This window comes from Polaribacter sp. YIW18 (genome assembly GCF_057219325.1).
The window spans coordinates 196,607-218,725 of record NZ_JBXVVE010000003.1 but is presented as its reverse complement, the minus strand read 5'-3'; the positions used below and the strand labels follow the sequence as shown (position 1 = coordinate 218,725).

At 30.4% G+C, this 22,119-nt stretch carries 16 protein-coding genes; 10 read left to right on the top strand and 6 right to left on the bottom strand.

The window, feature by feature from the left end:
* Position 1: 1 nt before the first annotated feature.
* From AC2D6T_RS04875 to AC2D6T_RS04865, 3 genes are read right to left on the bottom strand one after another with little or no spacing between them, the layout of a single operon-like run.
* Positions 2-844, bottom strand: a complete 843-nt coding sequence (locus AC2D6T_RS04875) for a phytoene/squalene synthase family protein (RefSeq protein WP_298948254.1) — start codon at positions 842-844, stop codon at positions 2-4.
* A 7-nt stretch (positions 845-851) separates the two neighbouring features.
* Positions 852-2,312 carry a phytoene desaturase family protein gene (locus tag AC2D6T_RS04870; protein ID WP_298948253.1) on the bottom strand — a complete coding sequence of 487 codons (1,461 nt, stop codon included), beginning with the start codon at positions 2,310-2,312 and terminating at the stop codon, positions 852-854.
* 56 nt (positions 2,313-2,368) lie between these two features.
* Positions 2,369-3,262 carry a MerR family transcriptional regulator gene (locus AC2D6T_RS04865; RefSeq protein ID WP_298948252.1) on the bottom strand — a complete coding sequence of 298 codons (894 nt, stop codon included), beginning with the start codon at positions 3,260-3,262 and terminating at the stop codon, positions 2,369-2,371.
* 124 nt (positions 3,263-3,386) lie between these two features.
* Here AC2D6T_RS04865 and AC2D6T_RS04860 point away from each other — a divergent pair, with 124 nt between their 5' ends.
* Both AC2D6T_RS04860 and AC2D6T_RS04855 read left to right on the top strand, forming a co-directional pair.
* Positions 3,387-3,881 (top strand): RNA polymerase sigma factor, encoded by a 495-nt coding sequence (locus AC2D6T_RS04860; RefSeq protein ID WP_298948251.1) that lies wholly within the window; start codon positions 3,387-3,389, stop codon positions 3,879-3,881.
* Between the two features lie 2 nt (positions 3,882-3,883).
* On the top strand, positions 3,884-4,498 hold the full coding sequence (locus AC2D6T_RS04855) for a hypothetical protein (protein ID WP_298948250.1): 615 nt from the start codon (positions 3,884-3,886) through the stop codon (positions 4,496-4,498).
* Between the two features lie 121 nt (positions 4,499-4,619).
* Here the strand turns inward: AC2D6T_RS04855 and AC2D6T_RS04850 are convergent, their stop codons facing one another.
* Complete coding sequence (locus AC2D6T_RS04850; RefSeq protein WP_484680652.1) at positions 4,620-5,639, bottom strand: threonine aldolase family protein; 1,020 nt, start codon at positions 5,637-5,639, stop codon at positions 4,620-4,622.
* A 300-nt stretch (positions 5,640-5,939) separates the two neighbouring features.
* Here AC2D6T_RS04850 and prfB point away from each other — a divergent pair, with 300 nt between their 5' ends.
* The 3 genes from prfB (at position 5,940) to AC2D6T_RS04835 (ending at position 9,992) form a co-directional block, all read left to right on the top strand.
* On the top strand, positions 5,940-7,034 hold the full coding sequence (gene prfB, locus AC2D6T_RS04845; RefSeq protein WP_484680651.1) for a peptide chain release factor 2: 1,095 nt from the start codon (positions 5,940-5,942) through the stop codon (positions 7,032-7,034).
* A gap of 62 nt (positions 7,035-7,096) precedes the next feature.
* On the top strand, positions 7,097-7,438 hold the full coding sequence (arsC, locus tag AC2D6T_RS04840; RefSeq protein WP_484680650.1) for an arsenate reductase (glutaredoxin): 342 nt from the start codon (positions 7,097-7,099) through the stop codon (positions 7,436-7,438).
* 94 nt (positions 7,439-7,532) lie between these two features.
* Positions 7,533-9,992 carry a TonB-dependent receptor gene (locus tag AC2D6T_RS04835; protein WP_484680649.1) on the top strand — a complete coding sequence of 820 codons (2,460 nt, stop codon included), beginning with the start codon at positions 7,533-7,535 and terminating at the stop codon, positions 9,990-9,992.
* 111 nt (positions 9,993-10,103) lie between these two features.
* Here the strand turns inward: AC2D6T_RS04835 and AC2D6T_RS04830 are convergent, their stop codons facing one another.
* Positions 10,104-10,277, bottom strand: coding sequence for a hypothetical protein (locus tag AC2D6T_RS04830; protein WP_298948245.1), 174 nt, complete (start codon positions 10,275-10,277; stop codon positions 10,104-10,106).
* A gap of 158 nt (positions 10,278-10,435) precedes the next feature.
* On the opposite strand from AC2D6T_RS04830, the gene fumC reads away from it, so the two are divergent.
* The 5 genes from fumC (at position 10,436) to secA (ending at position 17,243) form a co-directional block, all read left to right on the top strand.
* The gene (gene fumC / locus AC2D6T_RS04825; RefSeq protein WP_298948244.1) at positions 10,436-11,833 is read left to right on the top strand and encodes a class II fumarate hydratase; all 1,398 of its coding nucleotides are present in this window, start codon (positions 10,436-10,438) and stop codon (positions 11,831-11,833) included.
* Between the two features lie 133 nt (positions 11,834-11,966).
* The gene (locus AC2D6T_RS04820) at positions 11,967-12,743 is read left to right on the top strand and encodes a class I SAM-dependent methyltransferase (protein ID WP_484680648.1); all 777 of its coding nucleotides are present in this window, start codon (positions 11,967-11,969) and stop codon (positions 12,741-12,743) included.
* 64 nt (positions 12,744-12,807) lie between these two features.
* A complete protein-coding gene (locus tag AC2D6T_RS04815) occupies positions 12,808-13,380 on the top strand; it encodes a cob(I)yrinic acid a,c-diamide adenosyltransferase (protein ID WP_438988549.1) in 573 nt (190 codons plus the stop codon).
* 155 nt (positions 13,381-13,535) lie between these two features.
* Entirely contained in the window at positions 13,536-13,757 is a 222-nt protein-coding gene (locus AC2D6T_RS04810) for a DUF2795 domain-containing protein (RefSeq protein WP_036785931.1), read from the top strand.
* Positions 13,758-13,901: 144 nt separating this feature from the next.
* Positions 13,902-17,243 carry a preprotein translocase subunit SecA gene (gene secA, locus AC2D6T_RS04805; protein WP_484680647.1) on the top strand — a complete coding sequence of 1,114 codons (3,342 nt, stop codon included), beginning with the start codon at positions 13,902-13,904 and terminating at the stop codon, positions 17,241-17,243.
* 92 nt (positions 17,244-17,335) lie between these two features.
* On the opposite strand, the gene AC2D6T_RS04800 is transcribed toward secA, so the two are convergent.
* Entirely contained in the window at positions 17,336-22,090 is a 4,755-nt protein-coding gene (locus AC2D6T_RS04800) for a glycosyl hydrolase (RefSeq protein WP_484680646.1), read from the bottom strand.
* Positions 22,091-22,119 lie beyond the last annotated feature (29 nt).

Sequence of the window (22,119 nt, the reverse complement as noted above, 5' to 3'; positions counted from 1 at the left end):
TTTAAATTAAATTTAATTTATATTTTACATAACTTCTTGCCAACAAATTTATTTTCATTGGATCTGAAATTCGAATTCTAGTATCCATAATTTTTTCTGAAGGTACACTGTTTAATTTTTTTAATAATCTTCTGTAATATCTATAAGCCATATAAACACCAAATTTGGCTTCTACTGGTAATTTTAAAACACCATTTGTAAAGGCATAATTAAAATCTTCTTCAATCTCGTCTATTATTTGCTGTTTAGAGGCTGGATCTAGTTTGCCTAAATCAATAGTTGGAAAATAAGACCTGTTTAACAACTCAAAATCGTCTTTTAAATCTCTTAAAAAGTTTACTTTTTGAAATGCTGACCCTAAACGCATCGCTGCATCTTTTAATTCGTTAAACATTGCATCATCTCCATTTACAAAAACTTTTAAGCACATTAAACCAACCACATCTGCAGAGCCATAGATGTAGGCATCATACTCTTCTTTTGTTTGGTATTCTGTTTTGTGCAAATCTGCTTTCATACTTCGTAAAAAAGCTTGCACCATTTCATCTGGTATATTATATGTATTTACTGTTTGCTGAAAAGAATTTAAAATAGGATTTAAGCTAATGCCTTGTGCTTTTGCGATGTAATAATCTTTTTCAAAATGAGCCATGAGCTCTTCTTTATTATACTCATGAAAAGTATCTACAATTTCATCCGCAAAACGTACAAAACCATAAATATTATAAATATCGGTTCTTATTTTTGGGGATAGCATGTTTACAGCTAAAGAAAAAGAAGTACTATATTTTTTAGTCACTAATTTACTGCAACTGTTAGAAACATTGTCAAATAATTCTTTCATAATGATCTTAATTTTTAGTAATAAGTTCAGATGCTATTTTACCAGAAATTAATGCTGGTGGTACACCAGGACCTGGAACTGTTAACTGGCCTGTAAAGTACAAATTATTTACTTTACTACTTTTTATTTTTGGTCTTAAAAATGCTGTTTGCAGTAAAGTGTTCGCCATTCCATAAGCATTTCCTTTATAAGAATTATACTCTTCTTTAAAGTCTTTTACGCAAAAAGATTTTTTAAAGATAACATTATTTTTAACATTTTGATTGGTTAATTTTTCAAACCTGTCCATAATTTTATGAAAATACTGCTCTCTAAGTTCTTCTGTATCTTCTATACCAGGTGCTAAGGGGATTAAGAAAAAGCCAGCTTCTTTACCTTCTGGAGCGGATGTTTTATCTGTCATAGAGGTAAAGTTTGCATAAAATAATGGTGCTGTTGGCCATTTTGGATTGTCGTAAATTTCTTCTGCGTGAGCATCAAAATCTGTATCGAAAAATAATGTATGGTGACTAGCGTTCTCTATTTTTTTATCAAAACCAACATAAAACAATAAAGATGATGGGGCAAAGGTTTTTTTGCTCCAATAATTTTCTGAATATTGTCTTAAATTTTGATCTAATAAGGTTTCTGTATGATGATAATCTGCACCACTTAACACTAAATTAGCTTTAATTTCCTCTCCATTTACCAATAAACCAGATACGTTTTTATGATCATCTACCAATATTTTTTCTACGTTGGCCTTTACTCTAAAATCTACCCCTAAAGAAGTAGCTAAAGAAACCATTGCTTCGATAACTTTGTACATACCTCCTCTTGGATGCCATGTACCTAAACCAAAATCGGCATAATTCATAAAATTATAAAATGCTGGTGTATTGCTTGGTTTTGCACCTAAAAATAATACAGGAAATTCTAATATTTGTATTAATTTTTGATTGGTAATTTTTTTTCGTACTTGTTTTCTAACGGTAGAAAAAAATTGACTAACTCTAGCAATAGTTGTAGTTGTAACCAATTCTAATGGAGAAATACCTGGTCTATAAACCAAATCTAAAATGGCCGTTTCGTAATTAGATTTTGCTGAGTCTAAAAATGTTTTTAAATGTTTACTACTCCCCTTTTCTACTTCTTCGAACGTTTTGTAAATGTCTTCTAAGTTTTCAGAAATTTTTAAAGAATCCTTTTCTCCAAAAAACACTTCGTAACCAGGATTTAACTTATCTAATGTATAATAATCTGAAGGTTTTTTTCCAAAATCTGCAAAAAAACGTTCGAAAATATCTGGCATCCAATACCAAGAAGGTCCTAAATCAAAAGTAAAACCATCTTTTTTGTATTGTCTTGCTCTACCACCTAACGTATCGTTTTTTTCTAATACAGTTACTTTATAACCTTCTTTTGCAAGGTAACAAGCGGCAGACAAAGCAGAAAAGCCAGAGCCTATAATATAAATTTGTTTATCCATTTAGGTTTGATTGTTTAACAAATAAAATTAAACATTTATTTTTTATAAAGTGAATATTATAATTCTTTTAACACATCTGTAACAGTATCAAAGAAACTTATTTGAAAATTATAATTATTATTTTTTACCAACTCTGTCTTTCTACCAATAGCAATAAATTCATGATTTGTGTCTTTTAAAATATCATTAATCTGATTAAAATAATCATCTATTTTATCATCATAAGGTTGCACTGTTAAAGAGGTTACAAAACACAACTCTCTATCGTTTTTAAAGAAATAGTCTAAATTGTCTAAGGGCAGGCTTTGTCCTAAATAAATCGTATGATTACCTCTTAAGACCAATTCGTAATTTAGGTATAACAAACCTAATTCATGAATCTCATTTTCTGGTAAAAATAAAACATAAGTTTTTTTAGAATAAGTTATACTATATTGTAAATTCTCAGTATTAATATGAATTTTTTGTGCAATTAAATTAGATATAAAATGCTCATGTGCTGGCAATAAAGTATCTGTTTGCCACAAAAAACCAATGTGTTCTAAAAAAGGAATAAAAACATCTTTAAAAATTTCTCTAAAGGTTTTTTTATGCAACAGCTTGTCATAAGTATTATTAAATAGTACTTTATCAAACTGTAACATCGATAATTTAAAAGAACTTAAAGCTTCATCATTAATGGCTTTAGAGAAAGCTAATTCTCTTGCCTGAATTTTAATTTCTTCTTCAGACATTTTAGCAATTTTAGAAATTTTGTGATTGTTTTTATTCAACAAAACAATGTTTAACAACTTTTGTAAATTGCTGTGAGAGTAATACCTAATGTTTGTACTTGTTCTTTGGGGTTCTAATAAGCCATATCTTTTTTCCCATATACGTATAGTATGAGCCTTGATACCAGAGATATTCTCTAAGTCTTTAATTGTAAAATCCTGCTTAATATTGTTCAATTTATATGTATTTTAGTTGAACAAATGTAAAAAAAATAACTTCAACAATTTTTTTTTTAATAAAAATGTAACAATTTGCATAATATTGCTACTTATATAAAACAATTAATCAACCTAAATCAAATTGCAAAAAAATTTAGAAGCTAAATTTTTAGAGGACTTTGAAAAAAATCAGAACATAGCACATAAAATTTGTAGAATATATACCTCAAACAAAAGTGCTCATAATGATTTATTTCAGGAAATAACTATCCAGGTTTGGAAAAATTACCCAAAATTTAGGGGAGATTCTAAATTTAGTACTTGGATGTATAGAGTTGCTTTAAACACAGCTATCTCTTTGTATAGAAAATCTACTAGAAGAGTAAAAACGCAAGATATTAGCAATCTTGCTTACAAAATTAAAGCAACCGATTATGATGATACAGAAGAACAACAATTAAAAGCACTTTATAAAGCTATTCATACATTAAATGATATTGAAAAAGCACTTATTTTCTTATACCTAGAAGATAAACCTTATAAAGAAATATCTGAAACTTTAGGTATTTCTAGTGTAAATGCAAGAGTGAAAATGAATAGAACAAAAGAAAAATTAAAAAATATTTTAAACCCATAGTTATGGATTTATTAGACAATTATAAAAAAGCCTGGAGCAATCAACCAGAAGAAACTAGTAAATTATCTGCCATAGAAATTTATAAGTTAGCACATTCCAAATCATCATCAATAGTAAAATGGATTTTTATTATTGGTATTTTAGAATTTGTAATCTTAAATTCTTTGTACTTTTTTGTAGATATTAAAACTGCTATGGAAGAGTATCGAAAAATTGGATTAGAGAATTTTATATACTATTCTAACATTTTAGCATACATTATTATTTTTTACTTTTTGATAAAGTTTTACGTAAACTACCGAAAAATTTCTATTGTAGATTCTACAAAAAATTTAATGAATAATATTTTAAAGACTAGAAAAACAGTTAGAAACTATGTGATTTTTAATTTAACTTATGTAGCAATACTAATGCTGGTGGCAACTGTAGCAACAATTAATACAAATTCTAAAGACTTAAATACAACTCAAGTTTTTATGGTAATTGGGGCAACGTTACTTGCTACTCTTTTATTTTTAGGTGTCTTGTGGTTGTTTTATCAACTACTCTATGGATTTTTATTAAAAAAACTAAAAAGAAATTACAAAGAATTAGCTAAGTTAAACAGTACTAATTAAAAGTATATTTCAATTAAAAAATACCATCCTTTTGCCTTTGCCATTAGAAATGTTGTTTTATATGATAAAATTAAGAGTGTTTTACAGAGTTATTTTCTCTTATAATAATAGGTTTTTACTTCTAAAAATTTTGTAGTTCTTTTAATAATACTTGATGCATTTCGTCTGTATAGTTTAAATGGGTTACAATTCTAATTTTACCTTCTCCCATAGGTGTTAATAGAATATTTTTGTCTGCCATTTTATCAATAAAATTGTCTGCTCCTATTTTTTCATCCACATAAAAAATTAAAATATTGGTTTCTACAGATTCTATTTTTGAAATGTAACTACAGCTTTCTAAAACTGTAGCAATTTCTTTGGCTTTTTTATGATCTTCTGCCAATCGAGAAATATTATTATCTAAAGCATAATTGGCTGCTGCTGCTAAAAAACCAACTTGTCTCATACCACCACCTAATAGCTTTCTTAAACGTAAAGCTTTATTTATATGCTCTTTAGAGCCCAACAACATAGAACCAATAGGTGCTCCTAATCCTTTAGAAAAACAAATAGAAATAGTATCAAACAAGGCACCATATTGTTTGGGCGATTCGTTTTTAGCCACCAAAGCATTAAATAAACGTGCACCATCTAAATGAAAAGCCAAGTTATTTTCTTTTGCAATTTGATAAATCTTCTCAATTTCAGTAAAGTCCCAACAAGCTCCACCACCTTTATTGGTGGTGTTTTCTATACAAACCAACTTTGTAAAAGGTAAGTAAATTTGAGGTTTTGCAGTAGCAATATCTACTATTTGATTAGCCGTAAACATGCCTCTATTACCATCTATTAATTTACAAGTTACGCCAGAATTAAAGGCAACTCCGCCACTTTCGTAATTGTAAATATGTGCGTATTTATCGCAAATAACCAAATCTCCAGGTTGCGTATGTAATTTTATAGCAGTTTGATTTGCCATGGTTCCAGATGGAAAAAAAAGAGCTGCTTCCACACCAAACATATTTGCAACTTTTTCTTGCAAAGCATTTACTGTTGGGTCCATATTAAACACATCATCACCCACTTTTGCTTGCATCATAGCTTCTAACATTTCTGGTGATGGTTTAGTTACTGTGTCTGAAATTAAGTCTATTGTCATTCGCTTTTCTTTGTTAGTTTTTAAATATTCTTTAAATAAAATTTCAAAAATTTTTTACTTGTAAAAATAACTTGTCCTTATTTTCATCATAATAAAATGTAAAATAACCTTCTAGCTTGCTAATTCCTTTTTATAATTTTTTTCCAGATTTTTCTATGAAAATTGAGCAAAGCCATTAAAAGATAAGCTTGTAAAAAGTAGTAATTTTTTCATGGTAAAAATATTTTTTATAAATCTATAAAAATAAGGCTTAGTTTTAAAAGAAGAAATCATAAAAAATCGTTTATTTTTGTGATGCTTATGATTACACAAGACCAACTAAAAAATATTTCTAAAAGAATTGAGTTACTAAAATCTTATTTAGAGATTGATAAAAAATTAATTGAGATAGCTAACGAAGAAGAAAAAACGGCTAATCCAGGTTTTTGGAACGATCCAAAAACCGCAGAAATTGTAATGAAAGAACTACGTTTCAAAAAAAAGTGGGTAGAAGATTACAATACCTTAGTGACTATGGATGAAGACATACAGGTTTTATATGATTTTTATAAAGATGGTGATGTTGAAGAAACAGAAATTACAGCACAATTTGAAAAACTTAGTACTTTTTTAGAAGATATTGAGTTTAAAAACATGCTTTCTGAAGAAGGAGATTCACTATCTGCAGTTGTACAAATAACAGCGGGTGCAGGAGGTACAGAAAGTTGTGATTGGGCAGTAATGTTGTTTAGAATGTATACAATGTGGTCAGAAAAACAAGGTTTTAAATTAAAAACGCTTAATTATCAAGCAGGAGATACTGCAGGTATAAAAACAGTAACAGTTGAAGTAGATGGCGATTATGCTTTTGGTTGGTTAAAAGGCGAAAATGGAGTACATCGATTGGTGCGTATTTCTCCTTTTGATAGCAATGCAAAACGTCATACCAGTTTTGCTTCTGTGTATGTGTATCCTGTTGCAGACGATTCTATTGAAATAGAAATAAACCCAGCAGATATAGAAATTACCACTGCACGTTCTAGTGGTGCTGGAGGGCAAAACGTAAATAAAGTAGAAACAAAAGTTCAATTAACACACAAACCAACAGGTATACAAATTTCTTGTTCCAATTCTCGTTCTCAGCATGATAATAGAGCTACTGCAATGCAGATGTTAAAATCTCAACTATATGAAATTGAACTGCAAAAACAACAAGCTGCTAGAGATGATATAGAAGCTAACAAAATGAAAAACGAATGGGGAAGCCAAATTAGAAATTATGTAATGCATCCTTATAAATTAGTAAAAGATGTAAGAACTGGGCAAGAAACAGGTAATGTGGATGCCGTAATGGATGGAAATATAAACGCATTCTTAAAAGCGTATTTAATGTTGAATGGGCAAAAGAAAGAGTAAGCTGTAAGCTGTAAGCTGTAAGCTGTAAGCTGTAAGCAAAAATAGAAACTTTGAAACTAAAAATGATAAAAATATACCACAACCCGAGATGCAGAAAATCTAGAGAAGGTTTAGCTATTTTAGAAAATTCTGGTAAAGAATTTCAAATTATTAAATATTTAGAACATAATCTTACAGAAAAAGAATTAAATGAAATCATCAATTTGTTAAACATCTCTCCTATTGATTTAGTTAGAAAAACAGAAAAAATTTGGAAAGAAAGTTACAAAGGCAAAGAGCTTTCAGATAAGCAAATTATTACAGCAATGTTAAAATACCCTAAGCTTATAGAACGCCCTATTGTTGTAAATAATAAAAAAGCGGTTATTGGCAGACCTTCAGAAGAAATTACAAACATTATTTAGAATTATTTTTTTTAATATTTATTAACTTTTGTTTAACTAAATGCAATTAAACTATGGGTGAAATTTGTAGTCATAAAAAATTTAAAAAAAAGTTTTGATAAAAAATCTTACACTACTACTTTTCTTATTGCTAGCAAACAAATCATTTTCTCAACAAATAAACGATTCAAACAATATAAAAATTTATGGTAAGGTTATAGATGCTACTTCAAATAAACCCTTAGAGTATGCTACTATTGTTTTAAAAAATTCTATTACTAATAAATTATCCGGTGGTATTACTGGTATTGATGGTAAATTTAATGTAGAAGCTCCAAAAGGTACTTACGAGATTAGTATAGAATTTATTTCTTTTAAATCTAAAAAATTCCCAAAGCAAACCATTACCAAAGATTTAAATTTAGGAACCATTAAATTATCTGAAGACACCAGTTCTTTAGATGAAATTGTTGTGGTTGCAGAAAAAACTACTGTAGATATTAGATTAGATAAAAAAGTATTTAATATTGGTAAAGACCTCTCAATTAGAGGTGGTAATGCTAGTGATGTTCTAGGTAACGTACCTTCTGTACAAGTAGATGTAGAGGGAAACGTAAGTTTACGTGGAAATGAAAACGTAACTATTTTAATTGATGGTAGACCAAGTGCATTAGTGGGTATTAATGGTGCAGATGCATTAAAACAAATACCTGCAGAAGCTATTGAAAAAGTAGAAGTTATTACCTCACCTTCCTCTAGGTTTGATGCAGAAGGGACTGCAGGTATATTAAATATCATTCTTAGAAAAAATAAACTTAAAGGTTTTAACGGTTCTTTACAATTAGATTTAGGATATCCAGAAAGAGTTGGTACTGCATTTAATGCCAATTGGCGTTCAGAAAAATGGAACTTTTTTACAAACACAGGGTTTAGATATAATGAAACCCCAGGTAACTCTTATTACGACACAAAATATGTTAATCCAACATCAGAAAATATAGATAGAATTATAGAAACAAGAAATTTTGATAGATTGGGAAGGTCAATATTTACAAGCTTTGGTGCTGAATATTACCTAACAAAAAGTTCTAGTATTATTGGTAATATAATTTTTAATGGTGGTAATGATGATGATGTAAATACAAATGTTATTGATAGATTTGAACCTAATGGAAACATAAAACAAGCTACTAAAAGAACAGAAGACGAATCAGAAGATGAAGAAAGAATACAGTACACCTTAGATTATGTGAATACTTTTGATGATTCTGGAAAAAGATTATCTGTAAACTTACAGTACTCGACAGAAGTAGAAGATAAAATAAACTTTATACCAGAGATTGATGTTATAGCTGATTTTACTGATGAAATTGAAGAAGTTATCGAAAGCCAAAATGAAGATAGAGCTTTACTACAAATTGATTATGTACATCCAGTTGGAGAGAGTATTCAGTATGAAGCAGGTTATAGAGGAAATTATAGAGACATTTTTAATAGTTTCTTTTTAGAACAAACAGATTTTAAAAACAATATACCTACAGAAGTCCTTTTAGACAATAACTTTAATTATAAAGAATTTGTAAATGCAGCCTACTTTCAATATGGTCAGAAATTTAATAATATATCTCTTTTAGCTGGTTTACGTTATGAATATACATCTGTAGAAATTGATCAAGCAAATGTTAGCGTTCCTAAAAAGAGTACTTATGGCAATTTATTTCCTACTTTAAATTTAGGATACGAAATTAAAGATGGCGAAAATATGACCTTAGGATATAATAGAAGAGTTCGAAGACCTAGAGGAAGAAGCTTAAACCCTTTTCCTAGCAGATCTAGTGAAGCAAATATTTATACGGGTAATGTAGATTTGAATCCTGTATTTACTGATGCTGTTGATTTAGGATATTTAAAACGATGGGAAAAATTTACGTTAAGCACCTCAATTTATTATAATATAAGTAATGATAGTTGGGAAAGAATTCAAGAAGATACAGGAGAAACCACAGATAATGGTGACCCAATTACTAGAAGATTTCCAGTAAACTTATCTACACAAGAAAGGGTTGGGTTTGAATTTACGTTAAACTATAGACCTTTTAAAGTTTGGAACATCAACAGTGATTTTAATTTATTTAATGTTACTACAGATGGAGACTACACAAACCCTGTTACTAATAAAACTCAAAATTTTGATTTTCAAAATACAGCATTTTCCTTACGTTTAAATCAAAAAATAACACTTCCAGGGAAAACTGATTTACAAATCAACTCTAATTACAGAGGTGCATCTCAAAGTGCCATATCTCAAACAAATGGAATTTTTACGATGAACATTGCAGCTAGTAAAGATATTTTTAACGAAAAAGCTTCTTTAAGTTTAAATATTAGCGATGTTTTTAATGGACGTAGAAGTGAACGAACAACAATAATACCAGATTTTTCAGAACAATACAGTGAATTTCAATGGAGAGAACGTCAAATAAGAGTTAGCTTTGTATATCGTTTCAATCAGAAAAAACAAAAGTTTAAAGGAAACAGAGATTACAATGGAGGTGATAATGATTTTGAAGGATAAAATCCTATCCCTAAATTGCAAAAAGCAATTTAGACCTTCCCAAAGGGAAAGCAACAAAAAACTCGTAACAAATTAATGTTACGAGTTTTTTGTTGTGAATATATCTTAATGTTATCTGCCTTCAGCAGCTTCTCTAGCTTCTTTTTTCAACTTTAAGTTTTCCCAAATAGTTCCACCAATCCAATATGGTACTACAAATGTTAGTAAAAAAATTAACAACCAAAAACCAGCTGTAAAAATAAACATGAATAAAACTAATCCAGAAAATTGAGAAAAATCTAACATTTTAAATTCTTTAAATAATTAATATTGCAAAAATAACACATATTTTCAAATTTCACTATCAAAAACTAAAAATTTTCAACATAAAAACAAGCAAAATGTTTATAAATAATATGCCTGCTTTTTTGTAAATTTGTTGGCTACACAAACAATCATTCAAAATGAAATACAGAATAGAAAAAGATACAATGGGGCAAGTAAATGTGCCTGCAGATAAGTATTGGGGAGCTCAAACAGAACGCTCTAGAAATAACTTTAAAATTGGGGCACCTGCATCTATGCCTTTAGAAATTGTTTATGGTTTTGCATACTTAAAAAAAGCAGCGGCCTATACAAATACAGAATTGGGAGTGTTATCATCAGAAAAAAGAGACTTCATTGCAAAAGTTTGTGATGAAATTTTAGAAGGTAAACATAATGATCAGTTTCCTTTGGTAATTTGGCAAACAGGTTCTGGTACACAATCTAATATGAATGTAAACGAAGTAATTGCTAACAGAGCTCATGAAATAGCTGGTAAAGTAATTGGTGAAGGTGAAAAAACAATTCAACCTAATGACGATGTAAACAAATCGCAATCATCAAACGATACTTTTCCTACAGGGATGCATATTGCTATTTATAAAAAAGTGATAGAAACTACGATACCAGGCATTATTAAATTAAGAAACACCTTAAATAAAAAGGCAGTAGCTTTTAAAGATGTAGTTAAAATTGGTAGAACACACTTAATGGACGCAACTCCTTTAACGTTAGGACAAGAATTTTCTGGATACGTTGCTCAATTAGATTTTGGTTTAAAAGCTTTAGAAAATACCTTAGCACATTTAAGTCAGTTAGCTCTTGGTGGTACAGCTGTTGGTACTGGTTTAAATACACCTAAAGGATATGATGTATTAGTCGCAAAATATATTGCAGAATTTACAGACTTACCTTTTGTAACTGCAGAAAATAAATTTGAAGCTTTGGCAGCACATGATGCTTTAGTAGAAACTCATGGAGCTTTAAAACAAATAGCTGTTTCTTTAAATAAAATTGCAAATGATATTCGTTTAATGGCCTCTGGACCAAGATCTGGAATTGGAGAAATTATAATACCTGCAAACGAACCAGGTTCATCTATTATGCCAGGTAAAGTTAACCCAACACAGGCAGAAGCTATTACAATGGTATGTGCACAAGTTATGGGCAATGATGTTGCTGTTACCGTTGGTGGCACACAAGGTCATTACGAATTAAATGTGTTTAAACCAATGATGGCTGCAAACGTATTACAATCTGCACAATTAATTGGAGATGCTTGTACTTCTTTTGAAGAAAATTGTGTAGCTGGTATAACACCAAATCACTCAAGAATTAATGAATTGGTAAATAATTCTTTAATGTTAGTTACGGCTTTAAACACTAAAATTGGTTATTACAAAGCAGCAGAAATTGCAAATACTGCTCATAAAAATGGCACTACTCTAAAAGAAGAAGCTGTTAATTTGGGGTATGTAACTCCACAAGAATATGATGCTTGGGTAAAACCAGAAGAAATGACAGGTAGTCTAAAATAGAGAGAATATTTTACTAAAAAAAAAACCGAAGTTAACTCTTCGGTTTTTTTTATAAATAGTATGGAAAATAAATATACCTTTTATGAGGATAAAGCTATAATTTTATTTTAATTTCGTTTTTCATTTTTACAAAATGTTTTACCACCAAAGAAAATTTCTTGCTTTTTTATTAAAATCAACCAACCAACATGGGGTACACTCCCCTTTTATTTTTAATTTGGTTACCAAAGGATTGTACAAAAAAATAAACGCCAAAAAATGGGAGTCTTTTCAAAACATAAAAAATCAACTTTCAGATACTAAAAGCTTTAAAAAAGTAACAAATTTTGATATTGATTCTAATGTTTTTAAAACTAATACACTTCAAACTCCTAGAATTGAAAAAATAGGTCCTATTTCTAATAAAAAAACACGTATTTTAATCAAAATTATAAAGTATTTTAAACCTAAAAGCATTTTAGAAATTGGCACTTCTTTGGGTGTGTATACAACTGCCTTAAAAGCTGGAAACAAAACATCGAATATAACCACTTTAGAAAACTGTAAAGAAACTTCAAAAGTGGCTAAAAACATTTTTGAAAACAACCATTTAGAACAAATAAAAATAATAACAGGCAAGTTTTCTAAAACAATATCAGATGTTACAAAAAACAGCACTTTTGATTGTATTCTTTTTAACGAGAATCATACAAAAAAAGAAACCCTAGTACATTTTAATAATTGTGTTTCAACTATTCATAATAACTCATTTTTTATTTTTAATGATATTTATCGGGATACAGAAATGGAAAGTACTTGGATTGAAATAAAAAACAATCCAAAAGTTACTGTAACAGTAGACCTTTTTTATTACGGAATTGTATTTTTTAGAAAAGAACAAGCAAAAGAACATTTTAAAATTAGAGTTTAACATTTTCTTAGAAAGTAAACTTTGTAACTTTGAATTTTAAACCCAAAATCTTGAACTCATCAACATGAAAATTTACACAAAAACAGGAGACACAGGTACAACAGCTCTTTTTGGCGGCACAAGAGTAAAAAAATACAATTTACGCATCGAGAGCTATGGCACTGTAGATGAACTAAACTCTTATATTGGGTTAATAAAAGACCAAGAAATTTCTAAAAATGCAAAAAATCTTCTTTTAAATATTCAAAATGAACTGTTTACACTAGGTGCAATGTTGGCTACACCTCCAGAAAAAGAAACCTTAAAAAGTGGTAAAGAACGATTAAATATTCCTAAAGTTGATAAAAAATCGATTGCCTTTTTAGAAAATGAAATCGATAAAATGGAGGCTGAGTTACCCCAAATGACACATTTTATACTTCCTGGAGGGCATCAAGCAGTGTCATTCTGTCACATTGCTAGATGTGTTTGTAGACGTGCAGAAAGACTTTCTGTTGAATTAAACGATCAAGAAAATATAAATAATGACATTTTAATTTACCTAAACAGACTTTCTGACTTTCTTTTTGTGCTGGCACGAAAATTGACTAAAGACACACAGGTAGAAGAAATAAAATGGATACCTACAAAAAATTAATACGTTCTTTTTTTATTGAATTAAAAATTATTTTTAAGTTTTAATAATTAGTTATCAGTAATTAATCTTAAAAATAACTTTTTATTATATTTCTTAAAAAAGACTTGCATAATTGCGTAAAAAAATTATTTTTGCACAAAATTAAACATTAAGAAATGTATTGGACATTAGAATTAGCATCTTATTTAGCAGATGCACCTTGGCCAGCAACCAAAGACGAATTAATAGATTACGCTATTAGAACTGGAGCACCGTTAGAAGTTGTAGAAAACTTACAAGACATAGAAGATGAAGGTGATTCATATGACTCTATTATAGAAATTTGGCCAGATTATCCAACGGAAGATGATTATCTTTGGAATGAAGATGAATATTAAAAATCCAAAAATGATATAAAAAAGTCTCTAAAGAGGCTTTTTTTTTGTTTTTAAGTTCATCAAAAATAAATCTTTTTGTAGATTTATAATAAATTGATATACAAATAAATACAAATTCAATTTGTAATAAAAAAATAAATAATAATGAGCATATTAAATTCTGTAATAAAACTTTTTGTAGGCGATAAGCAACAGAAAGATTTAAAAAATTTACAACCTATTGTAGAGGATGTAAAAAAGTTTGAAGCAGCACTTTCTAAACTTTCTCATGACGAGTTAAGGGCAAAAACTATAGAATTTAAAGACAAAATTAAGGCAGCAACTAAACAATTTACAGACAAAATAGATGCTTTAGAAATAGACGCAAAAACGGCCGATATTGACAAACAAGAAGATATTTATGCAGAAATAGATACTTTAAAAGACCAAGCCTACAAAGCCTCTGAAGATACGTTATTAGAAATTATGCCAGAAGCATTTGCAGTCGTTAAAGAAACTGCAAAACGTTTTGTAGAAAATGAAGAAATACAAGTTACTGCCACACCTTTTGATAGAGAATTATCTGCAGAAAGAGACAACGTAACTTTAGAAGAAGACAAAGCTTATTGGGCCCACTCTTGGGATGCAGCTGGAAAACCAGTTACTTGGGACATGATACACTATGATGTTCAATTAATTGGAGGTTCTGTTTTACATCAAGGTAAAATTGCAGAAATGATGACGGGTGAAGGTAAAACACTTGTATCTACATTACCTGTATATTTAAATGCCTTAACAGGAAAAGGGGTGCATTTAGTAACTGTAAACGACTATTTAGCAAAACGTGATAAAGCGTGGATGGGACCCATTTTCGAATTTCATGGTTTAACTACAGACTGTATCGATTACCACCAACCAAATTCTGATGCACGTAGAAAAGCCTATAATGCAGATATTACTTATGGTACAAATAACGAATTTGGTTTCGATTATTTACGCGATAATATGGCTAGCTCTAAAGACGATTTGGTACAAAGATCACCAAATTATGCCATTATAGATGAGGTAGACTCTGTTTTAATTGATGATGCAAGAACTCCTTTAATTATTTCTGGACCAATTCCACAAGGAGATATACACGAATTTACAGAGCTTAAACCTTTGGTAGCAGATATTGTAAATTTACAAAAACAACATTTGGTAAGTGTACTTGCAGAGGCAAAAAAATTAATAGCAGAGGGTAATGATAAAGATGGTGGTTTCTTATTATTAAGAGTGTACAGAGGGTTACCAAAAAACAAAGCCTTAATTAAGTTTTTGTCTCAAGAAGGTATCAAACAAATCTTGCAAAAAACAGAAAATTACTACATGCAAGATAACAACAAGTTAATGCCAGAGGTAGATGAAGACTTATGGTTTGTTGTAGAAGAAAAAAACAATCAAATAGATTTAACAGATAAGGGGATTGCACATTTATCTGAAAAAACAAACAACGATACCTTTTTTGTATTACCAGACATTGGTGTAAAAATTGGCGAAATTGATGCTTCTGAAAATTCTGCAGAAGAAAAAGCCTCAGAAAAAGAAGAATTATACAAAGACTTTAACATTAAAAGCGAGCGTATTCATACCATGAATCAACTACTAAAAGCATATACTGTTTTTGAAAAAGATGTTGAGTATGTAGTAATGGATAACAAAGTAATGATTGTTGATGAGCAAACAGGACGTATTATGGACGGTCGTCGTTATTCTGACGGATTGCACCAAGCTATAGAAGCAAAAGAAAATGTAAAAATTGAAGATGCTACACAAACTTTTGCAACAGTAACCTTACAAAATTACTTTAGAATGTATCGTAAATTGTCTGGTATGACAGGAACTGCGATTACAGAAGCTGGAGAATTATGGGAAATCTACAAATTAGATGTAGTAGAAATTCCTACCAACAAACCTATTCAAAGAGATGATAAACAAGATTTAGTTTATAAAACTGCTAGAGAAAAATACAATGCAGTAATAGACGATATTGTAAAATTAGTAGAGCAAAAAAGACCTGTTTTAGTGGGTACAACTTCTGTAGAAATTTCTGAATTATTAGGTAGAATGTTACAAATGCGTAAAATTCCACATAATATTTTAAATGCAAAATTACATAAAAGAGAAGCAGATGTTGTTGCAGAAGCTGGTAAACCTGGTGTTGTAACTATTGCTACAAACATGGCAGGACGTGGTACAGATATTAAACTTTCTAACGAAGTAAAACAAGCTGGTGGTTTGGCAATTATTGGTACAGAACGACATGATTCTAGACGTGTAGATAGACAGTTAAGAGGTCGTGCTGGACGACAAGGTGATGTAGGGTCCTCTCAATTTTATGTAGCTTTAGACGATAATTTAATGCGTTTATTTGGTTCTGATAGAATTGCAAAAATGATGGACAGAATGGGCTTAAAAGAAGGTGAAGTAATTCAGCACTCTATGATTACAAAATCTATAGAAAGAGCTCAGAAAAAAGTAGAAGAAAACAACTTTGGTATCAGAAAACGTTTATTAGAGTATGATGATATTATGAACGCACAACGTGAGTTTGTATATAAAAGAAGACGTAATGCATTAGATGGTAAACGTTTGCAATTAGATATTGCTAACATGATTTATGATACTTGCGAATCTATTGTAAACAGTAACAAATCTGTAAAAGATTTTCAGAATTTTGAGTTCGAATTGATTAAATTCTCTTCTATGACTTCTCCTTTTTCTAAAGAGGAATTTGAAAAACTATCTGAAAAAGAAATCACAGATCAATTATATAATATTGTTACAGAACACTATAAAAATAAAATTGAAAAAAATGCTGTTTTAGCATATCCTGTAATTAAAGATGTTTATGAAAATGAAGGTGATAAATATGAACGTATAGTTGTACCTTTTACAGACGGAATTAAATCTTTACAAGTAGTTACCAATTTAAAAGAGGCTTATGAAAGTGAAGGTAAAAGCTTAATTACCGATTTTGAAAAAAACATTACACTTGCTATTATAGATGAAAACTGGAAAGAGCATTTGCGTAAAATGGACGAGTTAAAACAATCTGTACAAAATGCTTCTTACGAACAAAAAGATCCACTTTTAATTTATAAATTTGAAGCTTTTGAATTATTTAAAACTACGGTAGATCACATCAATAAAGAAGTATTATCTTTCTTATTTAAAGGTGAATTACCTGCACAAGATAGAAATCAAATTTCTGAAGCTCGTCAGCAAAAAAGAGAAAATTTAAGTACTAGTAAAGCTGATGTGCAAAATACAACAGAACAAGCGATTCAAAACTCTCGTCAGCAATCTTCAGAACCTGTAGAAACCGTTGTAAGAGAACAGCCAAAAATTGGCAGAAACGAACGTGTTACTATTAAAAATGTAATGAGTGGCGAAGAAAAAGTGGTAAAATTTAAACAAGCCGTTCCATTAATAGAAAAAGGAGAATGGGTTTTGGTAAATAATTAAATATCTTTTGTTTGTCATTTCTTTGAAGGCAGGAACAAAAAAATCCGTTTAGAATTTATCTAAACGGATTTTTTTATAAGTTGTTAAACTTCTTATTCTTTAAGAAACTTTCTAGTATAACTTATTGTATCACTATATATTTTAATAAAATACAATCCACTTGACAAGTTATCAATCCTTATTTTTTCTGAACCTGAATCAAAGCTCAAGAGCTTTTTACCCAATAAAGAATAAACCACAACATTCGTAATCTTTTTAATTGGTGAAGATATATATAAAACATCTTGTGCTGGGTTTGGGTATAAAGTAACAGAACTTGATAAAATATTATCTTTTGTGCTTAATGTACAATTATCACCCACAATATAAGATAAATATTTGGTAATTGCTAATCCACCAGCAAAAGCAAACTTACAAGCATAACTTATGGTCTCTCCGTTTGTTATACCATTAATAGTTTGTGAGAATTTTTTACCTGAAACTAAACTCATTTGTGTTTCAGCAAATGGAGATTGTTTCCATAAATAGGCTACCACACCTGTTTTATCAGCATCTAACAGTTCAAAAGTAATTGTTACACTAGAACCATTTGTGGTAAACTCATAATTGTATCCTAAAGAAAATGCTCCTTCTATAGCATCGCTTGCAAAACCAGCACAATCTGTATTGGTGTTTTCGGTGGTTTTTGCATTTAATATAATAGGATTATTTGTGGCAACATTGCCAGATAAATCTTTCGCTTTTATAGTAAAAGTATAGTCTGTATTTGCAGATAAACCTGTAACTGTATAAGAAGTCTGCTCACCAGAGTTTGCATTTACCGATTCTGAATTACCATTATAGTCAATTTCGTAAATCACTTTGCCAGAATCGTCTGTACCATTCAATACAAATTCTACAGTAGTTGCAGTTACATTGCCTACTGTTGCTGTAAAATTTCCTGGTGCAGTTGTATCTGATGAACTACCTGTACAACTACTACCTACTTGATAAGAAAAATAGTTTGTTGCAGACAAACCACCTGCATATGCAAATTTACAAGCATAACTTATGGTTTCGCCAACTGAAACACCGCCAACAGTACTTTTAAAAACAAGACCTGATTCTTGATTCATTTGAGTTTCTGCAAATGGAGATTGTTTCCATAAGTAAGCAATTACACCAGTTTTATCAGTGTCTAACAATTCAAATTGTATTTCTACAGAAGTTCCAATCGTTTCAAAAGTTACTTTATAGCCTTGAGAAAAAGCGCCCTGTTGTGCTTCTGATGAAACTTCTGAACATTTCTTTTCTTCGTTTATAGATATATTAACTACTGATGATGTTGTTTTTGCCCCCAAATTATCGGTAGCAACAGCTGTAATTTGATGATTCCCTAAAGAAGCATCTGACCAAGTAAAATTAAATGGTGATGCAGTTGTTTCTCCTATTTTGGTATTTCCGTTAAAAAATTCTACTAAAGCAATACTACCATCTAAATCATTGGATATTGTAGTAAAAGTGATGTTTTGCCCTTCTTTAAAAGCAGCATTATTACTTGGCGAATTAATAGAAATAGAAGGACTTAAATTACCGGAAGCTGACACAATAACCAAAACTTCATCTGTATCTTGGTAGGTACCATCACTAACCGTTAACTTACACTTATAGACACCATCTACTAAATTAGAAATAGTTGGTGATGCTATGTTGTTGTCATCAAAGGTTATAATTGTAGGACCATATACTTGTGTCCAATTATAAGATATAGTTTGCCCTTCTGGATCATTACTTGCAGATCCATCTAAAGTAGTTGATGTACTTGGTGAAATTACAGAAATGTTATCACCTGCAATAGCTATTGGAGGCGTAAATGATAACGCACTATTGTAAGTAAATGTTAATTTACCTAAATTAAACTCACCATTTTCTATAAATAATCGCAATACATTTTTTCCTTTTGTAAATTGAATATTAGAAACAGTTTCTGTTTTCCAAACATCCCAATCACCAGAATAAGGCACAGCAATATCTTGGCTAATTTTAGTTCCATCAACTTCAAAATAAAAAGGACCTCCTCCACTCTGGTTACCGGAAGCATATTTATAACTTAAGTCATAATTACCAGCAGTTGCAACATCAACTGTGTATTCCATCCATTCTCCAGAGGCTAACCAACCCACAGTTGCTCCTTCACCATCAACCAAAATTGCATCTACATTTTCACTAGTTCTAAAACCGCCATTATTACCTACTGAAGTATCTACATAAGCAATATTTTGTCCATTTCCACCTTCAAACTTATCATAAAAACCAGGTTCTAAAGTTCCAGGTATTGCAATTGGTGTACCTGAATACGGTACTTGCTCACCAATTTGTACTTCTACAATGTTGGTTACATTAAACTGACTATCCACATATACTTTTGCATAAAAACCGTGAACACCAAGCGTTAAATTCTCTGCTTTTAATTGATATGGTGCTGTAGTATCTTCTCCAATAGAAGTGGTTCCATCAAAAAATTCTACTTTTGTGATGTTATTTCCAGTAGTTGTTACAGATAAATTAACACTTCCGTTTGGAAAAGCTTGAGGAAAATCCGAAGTTAAAACTCCAGAAACATCAACATCTCTATTAGTTTTCATTTGATGCGCAGGAACTGTTAATTGAAATCCGTCAGAAAACGTAACTACAATTTCATTATCAGAATAATTATGTGCTACATATGTAGTTTCTCGATTTTGTTTAAATACGCCAGCAATAGGATAATCTGCTGTAATTGAAGCATCAACAACACCCATTGCATTTACAGAATGCAACCAATGATACGTTTGTGCATCAGAAACACCAAATTTTAGGTTACGCTCTGGGTATGCGTTGTATAAATTTACGGCTTCTTGTGGGTTTACCATTGATAAATATTTCCAATAGGTATCATGCCATAAATTATCATTATCTTCTTTACTTAAAACACCAGTGTTTTGTGAAATTTCTGTCCATAATTTTTGTGCATATTGTTGATTATGCCCTAAATAAAAAGAACCTCCGTGAATTGGATACATTTCGATACCATAAGAGGCTGCAATGTCTGCTGTCCAAAAAGTACCATTATCATAAGAATTACCCCAAACTCTTGATACCAAACTAAATTGCTGTTCTGCTCTAAAATTACGTTCGTACATATCAAACCAATATTCTTCAATAGCAGTTTGTTCTGTGGTGTAAATGTAAATTCCTAAATCTCTAATTTCATTATTATCTGTAATGGTTCCCCAATGAATTAATGACGATGCAAATTGCATACTTTCTGAAGTAGATTCTTGGTCATTTCCTTGAGGAAAAGTTGCAAAACCATTAGCCCAACTATGCCCTGCATAAGGACTAAAATTTCTTAAAAAAGGGAATTTATCGTCATTTCTATCTGCAGAAGCTGCATCATTAATTAATGTGTTAATCATTGGCCCCCATTGTGTTGCCCAACCTGGTTCATATTGTTCCATAAAAGCTGCTGCATGAATAAAATAACCCCAATGAAAATGATGATCGTTAAGATTAGTGTCTTGCCCATGACCAGAAGGATAACCTAATAAAGCAGACCAAGTATCATTGTAATAAAATAGAAATGCTGTTTCTCCAGATTCATATGTTAACCAATCTTCTAAACGTTCTTTAACAGTAGCAATCATTTTATCTCTTGCCTCTATATTTCCAGTTTGATTTGCTATTCTCGCAGTTTGTATCAAACGATTCATTACTTGTCCTTCATTGTAAGAATCTGTCCAAGTTGCTAAACCATCATTTTCAATTTGAGATATTTTAGCATCTAAATCAGCTGGACTAAAACCATTACTATAATTTGCTAAATACGGAATAGTTGGTAAAATACCTTTAAATGTATTTTCAACAATAAAACTATTTTCTGCAAGCATTTTTAATTCCCCTCTAACAGAACTGTAAGTATATGCATTTGGCACTGGTGAGCTTGACGTTAAACTGAACCACTGATGTGGCAATAAACCCAATAACATTTTATCTTCTGTACCTTCTTTTATATCTGTTGATACTGAAAATGTTGTGGTTACTTTGGAGCTACTTTCGTTATAAGACCAAGATGTAGTTGTATTTGCAGGAAAAACATAAGCATATTTTTGCATATCTTGAGCTAAACTTGCAACATTGGCTGTATTTTGTGGTAGCATTGCCATAGACCAATAGGTCTTTCCATTTAAATTTGATGTATAAGTACTTCCCGATTGTAACCAAGTACTTCCTGAGGGTGCATAAAAAACAAAATCTTGTCCATCAGAAGCATTTTCTATGATTAAAATTTCGTTATTGATTGACGCTGAACCTGAGTTTACTTTAATTTGAACAACATCATCTGCATCTTTTTCGTAGTATACAAAAGGCATCCCAATTCCTGAAGTTGCTTTTAACTCATTATCACCATCTTTCCAATTCATAGTTACTGTCCAATCTGAATAATCTGAAACTGTTGTTTTATCTGTATTCAAACCTGTTAAGCCCACCTCTATTGGTGCAGAATCGCCAATAACACCCCAAGGAATATAGGTAACAATTAAACCTGTATTTGTGGTTTTCATGGTCATTGGATAATTGAACAAATTATCTGCGTGATTTTCTTTGATTAATTTAGACCACCAATCGTTTGTAGGAATTGGTTTGCCAACTGCACTCCCTGTGATTTGTGGAACACCTGATGGAAAACCATTTCTACCAGCACTATCTGCTCCCGGATAAGTATTGGTATAGCTACCACTACCTACTTGAGTAGTTTGTGAGAAAATTGCAGTTGATAAACAAATTAATAATATTGTTATTAAAGGTTTGATATAAGTATTATACATATTATATTATTTTTTTTTAAAACTATAAC

What these genes read in the sequence shown, in the direction of transcription:
- prfB (WP_484680651.1), top strand. Translation starts at nt 5,940, where the DNA reads ATGATTACACAAGACCAACTAAAAAATATTTCTAAAAGAATTGAGTTA.
- AC2D6T_RS04815 (WP_438988549.1), top strand. Translation starts at nt 12,808, where the DNA reads ATGAAAATTTACACAAAAACAGGAGACACAGGTACAACAGCTCTTTTT.
- AC2D6T_RS04810 (WP_036785931.1), top strand. Translation starts at nt 13,536, where the DNA reads ATGTATTGGACATTAGAATTAGCATCTTATTTAGCAGATGCACCTTGG.
- secA (WP_484680647.1), top strand. Translation starts at nt 13,902, where the DNA reads ATGAGCATATTAAATTCTGTAATAAAACTTTTTGTAGGCGATAAGCAA.
- AC2D6T_RS04800 (WP_484680646.1), bottom strand. Translation starts at nt 22,090, where the DNA reads ATGTATAATACTTATATCAAACCTTTAATAACAATATTATTAATTTGT.
- AC2D6T_RS04850 (WP_484680652.1), bottom strand. Translation starts at nt 5,639, where the DNA reads ATGACAATAGACTTAATTTCAGACACAGTAACTAAACCATCACCAGAA.
- AC2D6T_RS04875 (WP_298948254.1), bottom strand. Translation starts at nt 844, where the DNA reads ATGAAAGAATTATTTGACAATGTTTCTAACAGTTGCAGTAAATTAGTG.
- AC2D6T_RS04855 (WP_298948250.1), top strand. Translation starts at nt 3,884, where the DNA reads ATGGATTTATTAGACAATTATAAAAAAGCCTGGAGCAATCAACCAGAA.
- fumC (WP_298948244.1), top strand. Translation starts at nt 10,436, where the DNA reads ATGAAATACAGAATAGAAAAAGATACAATGGGGCAAGTAAATGTGCCT.
- arsC (WP_484680650.1), top strand. Translation starts at nt 7,097, where the DNA reads ATGATAAAAATATACCACAACCCGAGATGCAGAAAATCTAGAGAAGGT.
- AC2D6T_RS04830 (WP_298948245.1), bottom strand. Translation starts at nt 10,277, where the DNA reads ATGTTAGATTTTTCTCAATTTTCTGGATTAGTTTTATTCATGTTTATT.
- AC2D6T_RS04820 (WP_484680648.1), top strand. Translation starts at nt 11,967, where the DNA reads ATGTTTTACCACCAAAGAAAATTTCTTGCTTTTTTATTAAAATCAACC.
- AC2D6T_RS04870 (WP_298948253.1), bottom strand. Translation starts at nt 2,312, where the DNA reads ATGGATAAACAAATTTATATTATAGGCTCTGGCTTTTCTGCTTTGTCT.